The 5816-nt window shown below is 68.2% G+C and carries 7 protein-coding genes and 1 pseudogene; 7 read left to right on the top strand and 1 reads right to left on the bottom strand.

The annotated features are described in order from the left end of the window. Window positions 1-498, bottom strand: a 498-nt coding sequence (locus tag AC1VAN_RS08830) for an MFS transporter (RefSeq protein WP_480985646.1), incomplete at its 3' end; no start/stop codon positions are given. Between the two features lie 79 nt (window positions 499-577). On the opposite strand from AC1VAN_RS08830, the gene AC1VAN_RS08825 reads away from it, so the two are divergent. The 7 genes and pseudogenes from AC1VAN_RS08825 to AC1VAN_RS08795 all read left to right on the top strand — a co-directional run. Continuing rightward, on the top strand, window positions 578-1027 hold the full coding sequence (locus AC1VAN_RS08825) for a winged helix-turn-helix transcriptional regulator (protein ID WP_032976028.1): 450 nt from the start codon (window positions 578-580) through the stop codon (window positions 1025-1027). A 74-nt stretch (window positions 1028-1101) separates the two neighbouring features. Then, on the top strand, window positions 1102-2226 hold the full coding sequence (locus AC1VAN_RS08820) for a metallophosphoesterase (RefSeq protein WP_480985645.1): 1125 nt from the start codon (window positions 1102-1104) through the stop codon (window positions 2224-2226). A 130-nt stretch (window positions 2227-2356) separates the two neighbouring features. Continuing rightward, window positions 2357-3028 carry a response regulator gene (locus AC1VAN_RS08815; RefSeq protein ID WP_025873777.1) on the top strand — a complete coding sequence of 224 codons (672 nt, stop codon included), beginning with the start codon at window positions 2357-2359 and terminating at the stop codon, window positions 3026-3028. Continuing rightward, complete coding sequence (locus AC1VAN_RS08810; protein WP_025873778.1) at window positions 3025-4404, top strand: sensor histidine kinase; 1380 nt, start codon at window positions 3025-3027, stop codon at window positions 4402-4404. The genes AC1VAN_RS08815 and AC1VAN_RS08810 overlap by 4 nt, the downstream gene beginning before the upstream one ends. Window positions 4405-4483: 79 nt before the next feature. Next, window positions 4484-5320, top strand: a complete 837-nt coding sequence (locus tag AC1VAN_RS08805) for an alpha/beta hydrolase (protein ID WP_025873779.1) — start codon at window positions 4484-4486, stop codon at window positions 5318-5320. 1 nt (window position 5321) lies between these two features. Continuing rightward, entirely contained in the window at window positions 5322-5681 is a 360-nt protein-coding gene (locus tag AC1VAN_RS08800; protein ID WP_032976025.1) for an EamA family transporter, read from the top strand. Further along, window positions 5678-5816: pseudogene (locus AC1VAN_RS08795) on the top strand (EamA family transporter); the annotation flags it as partial. The gene AC1VAN_RS08800 and the pseudogene AC1VAN_RS08795, both read left to right, overlap by 4 nt.

Genomic DNA, 5816 nt, shown 5'->3' with positions numbered 1-5816 from the left:
CAGGTACACCGCGCGCCATCCCGCTACGGCGGCTACCGCACCTGAGACCACGCGTGCCGACAGCARGCCGATGAACACGCCGCCCTGGACCATGCCGACCACCCGCCCGCGTTGCTCCGGTGCAGCGAGGTTGGCGGCGTAGGCGATCAGTCCCTGGGTGAGCGCGGTACCCAGCAGACCCGCCAGCAGCATGCCCGACAGCAACCACGCGGTACTGCGGGCGGCGGCCAGCCATAGCAGCGCCACCACCAGCGCCAGCAGTTGCACCCGCAGCAGTCGACGGCGGTCGCCACGGTCGGCCAACGGCAGCAGCCCGAGCAGGGCCAGCACGCTGCCGGCCTGGGTGGCAGCCAGCACTGCACCGGCCACGGCGGCATCCAGGGCGAAATCGCGGGCCAGGCGCTCCAGCAACGGCTGCGCGAAATAGACATTGGCCACGCTGGCACCGGCAGCAATGGCGAGCAGGCCCAACACGGGGCGGGACAGCGAAGGCATCATCAGTGTGGTTGCATTTTGAAACCAGGTGCACGGTAGCGCCACTGGTTTTAAACTGCAACCACAATCGAGGGAGTCCGCCATGCACGCCAACAGCCCCTGCCCCGTGGCCCGCAGCGCCGATCTGCTCGGCGACCGCTGGGCGTTGCTGGTCATCCGCGATGCCTTCGATGGCGTCAGTCGCTTTGGCGATTTCCAGCGCAGCCTGGGCGCGGCGCGCAACATCCTCAGCGACCGCCTGCGGCGCCTGGTCGAGGCGGGGCTGCTGGTGCAGCAGCCCGCCGCCGATGGCAGCGCCTACCACGACTATGTGCTGACCGCGGCCGGCCAGGACCTGTTTCCGCTGCTGGTGGCCCTGCGCCAATGGGGAGAACGGCATTGCTTCGCTGCTGGCGAAGCGCACTCGCAACTGATCGAATCCAGCAGCCGCCGGCCACTGCCCTACATGCAACCCCATGGCCGTGACGGCCAGCCCGTGCGCGCCGCCGATACCCGCGTGCGCAAGCTCAAGGGGGAAGGCGGCCGGGCCTGATCCGCCCGTTCGCGCACACCGATGGCGTCCGTGGACGGTTAGCATCGCTCGTCTCCTGCCGCTGGATGCCGCCGATGCCGAACCACGCCCGAACCCTGTCGATCCTGCTGCCACTGGTCCTGCTGCTGGCCGCACCACTGGCCTCTGCCCGCGACGTGGCAGCACCTGCAGAGCACGTGGACAGCGACGGCCCTTACCTGTTCCGTGAAGGCGCGCAGCTGAAAGCGCAGTGGATCTGCCAGGACCAGGTGGAAACCCACAGCGTGCAGGCCGGCACCGATGGCACGGAGGTTGCCGCGCGCTGCGGCTACCCGCATGCGGTGCATGTGCTGCCGCCGAACGCGCCGTCGGCATCGATACTGCCGGCCGTGCCACGCATCGTCGCCGTGTCCGACATCCACGGCCAGTACGCGCTGCTGGTCCGCCTGCTGCGCGCCAACCGGGTGATCGACACGCAGGACCGCTGGGCACTGGGCACGGATACGCTGGTGATCGCCGGCGACGTGTTCGATCGCGGCCCGCAGGTGACCGAAGCGTTCTGGCTGCTGTATGGCCTGCAGCAGCAGGCGGCCGCCGCCGGTGGCGCGGTGCATTTCGTGCTCGGCAACCACGAGACCATGGTGCTGTACGACGACCTGCGTTACGTCAATCCGAAATACCTGCGCAGCGCGCAGCTGCTCGGTCGCAGCTATCCGCAGCTGTATGCTGCCGACTCGGTGATCGGCCAGTGGCTGYGCACGTGGCCGGTGCTGCTGCAGATCGGCGATACCCTGTTCCTGCATGGCGGCATCTCGCCCGAAGCGGTGCAGATGGCATTGGACCCGGCCCACACCAATGCCGCCTACCAGGCCTCGCTGGGCATTCCCAAGGCCGAGGTGAAGGCAGACCCCGTCACCGCACCGTTGTACGACGGCAAGACCAGCCCGATCTGGTACCGCGGCTACTTCGACGGGCGCCTGGACAGCCAGGGCGTACAGGCGGTGCTCGACCGTCTCCAGCTCAAGCGCATCGTGGTCGGCCACACCTCGATGCCACACGTCAGCAGCTTCCACGACGGCCGCGTGATTGCCATCGACAGCAGCATCAAGAATGGCGAGAACGGCGAACTGCTGTTCATCGAGGACGGCAAGCTCAGCCGCGGCCTGCTGGACGGATCGCGGGTGCCGCTGGCCAAGGGCCAGCCTGGCCTGCAGGACTGAACGAAGGGCCAGCGCCGGGTGCGCCTGGCCCCCTCACGCCTGCCACCTCCCCCCGTTTGCCGCTACCCTCGGCAGCCGAGAGGCCCGCCCTGTCCAGCGGGCGGCCCATCCGCCCCCAGGAGCCCCGCGCATGCGCGTACTCATCGCAGAAGACGATCCGGACATCGCCTCTGGCCTGTGCGCCTCGATGCGCCGGCAGGGCCACGTGGTCGACCACGTGGACAACGGCGCGCATGCCGATGCCGCCCTGAACTCCACCCAGTACGCGCTGCTGGTGCTGGACCTGGGCCTGCCCCAGCTGGACGGCCGCGATGTGCTGCAGCGGTTGCGCCAGCGCGGCGATGGCCTGGCCGTGCTGGTGGTCACCGCACGCGATGGCCTGGCCGAGCGCGTGCGCGTGCTCGACCTGGGAGCCGACGACTACCTGGTCAAGCCCTTCGCCCTGGACGAATTCGAAGCACGCGTGCGCGCGCAGTTGCGCCGGGTCACCAGCAACGGCAACCCCGACCTGCGCATCGGCCGGCTGCGCCTGGACCTGACCGGGCACCGGGTGTGGATAGACGAGCAGACGCTGGAGCTGACCGCGCGCGAATTCGGCCTGCTGTCCGCCCTGGCGGTGCGTGCCGAGCGCATCGTCTCGCGTGCGCAGCTGGTGGAGGCCCTATGCGACTGGGGCCAGGACCTGACCGACAACGGCCTGGACATCGCCCTGCACCGCCTGCGCCGCAAGCTGCAGCCGGGTGGTATGGGCATCCGCACGGTGCGCGGGCTGGGTTACATGCTGGAAGACGCCAGCGCGTGATCAGCGGACCGCCCAGCCTGCGCCGGCGCCTGCTCGCCTTCCTGGCGTTGCCGATGCTGGGCCTGCTGACCTTCAACACGCTGCTGGCCTACTACGTGGCGCTGGACTACTCCAACCGCATCCACGACCGCAACCTGACCGATGACACGGTGTCGTTCGCACAGATGCTCAGCACGATGCCGGTCAGCAGCGACCTGTCTCCGCAGGCACGTTTTCTGATCGAGTACGACCCCGACGGTCATCGCTACTTCAACGTCGACAGCAGCCGCTTGGGCACCATCGCCGGCAACGCAGATTTCAGCGCCTATGCGCCCTCGCAGGACTGCAGCGGTACGCACCCGGCGCTGTACGAAGGTGAGTTGAACGGCCAGCAGGTGCGCATGTCGACGGTCTGCACCCAGGCGATGAACGATCCGCAGGACCAGCTGGCAGTGACCGTGGCCGAAAGCATGGCCGACCGTCGCCAGCGTGCGCGCGAAATCCTGATGATCGTCATTCCGCTGATGGCCATGCTGGCGCTGGGAATGGCCGCGCTGGTCTGGTTCGGCGTCACCCACGGCCTGCGTATCCTGACCCCGCTGACCTCGCGCCTGGCCCAGCGCCGCGGCGAGCTGGCACCGATTTCCGACGCGGACGTGCCCGAGGAAATCCAGCCCCTGATCAGCACCATCGATGGCCTGTTCGCGCGGCAGGCGGAAATGATCACGCTGCAGAACCGCTTCATTGCCGACGCCGCCCACCAGTTGCGCTCGCCGTTGGCGGGCATGGCACTGCACGTGGACCAGGCACTGGCGCACGGCGATCCAGAGACCGTGCGCGAAGCGCTGCAGAACATCCGCCGGCTCAACCAGCGCACTGCACGCGTCAGCACCCAGCTGCTGGCGTTGAGCCGGGCACAGACCGTGCCGGAGACGGTGGAGGCGTTGGATGTGTCCGAGCTGGTGCCGCAATGGGTGGGCATGCGCGTGCCCGAAGCGATCCGCGATGGCATCGACCTGGGCTACCTGGGTCCGCAGCAGCCGGTGCGGATACTGGGCAACGGCGCACTGCTGCACGAGGCGCTGGACAATCTTATCGACAACGCCCTGCGCTACGCCGGCGCGGATGCGACCGTCACCGTCGGCGTGCAGGCCCTGGACGACAACGATGTCGAGCTGTACGTCGAAGACAATGGCCCGGGCGTGCCCGAGGACGTGATGTCGCGGCTGGGGGAGCGCTTCTTCCGTGCGCCCGGCACTGCAGCCAGCGGCACCGGCCTGGGCCTGGCCATCGCCCATGAGGCCGTCGAGCACCTGGGCGGACGCCTGGGCTACCTCAACCGTCCCGGCGGTGGCCTGAAGGTGTCCATCACCATACCATTGCTGAAGGGCCCTTGATCCAGACGAACCGCTGAAAGGTTGCCGAAAATCGCGCTTGCGATGCTGGCCTTCCCGACTGCCGCGCTGGAGCCGACTGGTGCCTGCATCCCATGAGTTCTTTCTTCCCGGTGGCCCGCAGGGTGTCCTGCTGATCCATGGCCTGACCGGCACGCCCGCCGAAATGCGCATGCTGGGCAAAGGGCTGAACAACGCGGGCTTCAGCGTGCATGGCGTGCAGCTGCCGGGTCACTGCGGCAGCGTCGAAGACCTGCTGCAGACCCGCTGGGAACAGTGGTACCAGGGCGTGGAAGACGCGGCGGCGGACCTGCGTGGCAAGGTCGACCAGCTGTTCGTCGGCGGCCTGTCGATGGGGGCGGTACTGGCGCTGGCGCTGGCCGCGCGGCGGCCGGACTGGGTCTCCGGCGTGGGGGTGTACGGCGCCACCTTCCGCTACGACGGCTGGAACATTCCGGCGGTCGCACGCTTCTCGTTCCTGTTGCCGTGGTTCAAGCGCCTGGGGATCGGCCGCGACCGCATGTTCATGGAAGAGCCGCCGTACGGCCTGCGCGACGAGCGCCTGCGTGCGCAGGTCAGCGCCGCCATGCTCTCTGGTGACAGTGCCGCTGCCGGCCTGCCAGGCAACCCGTGGCATGCATTGGCCGAAATGCGTGCACTGAGCACCTGGACACGCCGTCACCTGCACCAGGTCACGGCACCATGCCTGGTGATGCATGCCCGCGAGGATGACGTGGCCAGCATGGGCAATGCCGAACTGGTGATCTCGCGCGTCAGCGGACCGACCGAACTGGTTGTACTGGAAGACAGCTACCACATGATCACCATCGATCGCGAACGGCGCGAAGTGATCCGCCGCAGCGCGCGCTTCTTCAGCGACATCGGCGAACGTGCGGGCGTGCTGCAGGCGGTCGCCTGAGATGGGATCGCTTGCGACCCTGCTGTGGCTGGTCAACGTGGTGCTCGATACCGGCGGCCAGTTGGCCTTCAAGGCTGCCGCCAGCGACCCGCAGGATGTCGAAGGCCTGCAGCGCTGGAAACACATGTTCGGCCGTCCCTGGCTGTGGCTGGGCATCGCCTGCTACGTGCTTGAATTCGTCGCCTGGATCGCCTTCCTGTCGCTGGTGCCGTTGTCGCAGGGCGTGCTGCTCGGCTCGATCAACATCGTCGCGCTGATGGTGGCCGGCCGCATCCTGTTCCGCGAGCGGCTGACGCCGTTGCGGGTGACCGGCATGCTGCTGGTCAGCGCCGGCGTTGCCGTGGTCGGAGCCGGAACATGAGGCGGCTGTACCTGGTCGGCTTCCCGCTGCTGATGGCCTTCGACACCCTGGCCCAGCTGTGCTTCAAGTATGCCGGAGACGCCGCGCTGCCGGTCGAGGCCAACAGCGCATGGCTGCTGCGCGTGCTGTCACAGC

The sequence above is a fragment of the Stenotrophomonas sp. 05L44_2 genome, assembly GCF_056665995.1.
This window is presented reverse-complemented; position numbering and strand designations above follow the sequence as displayed.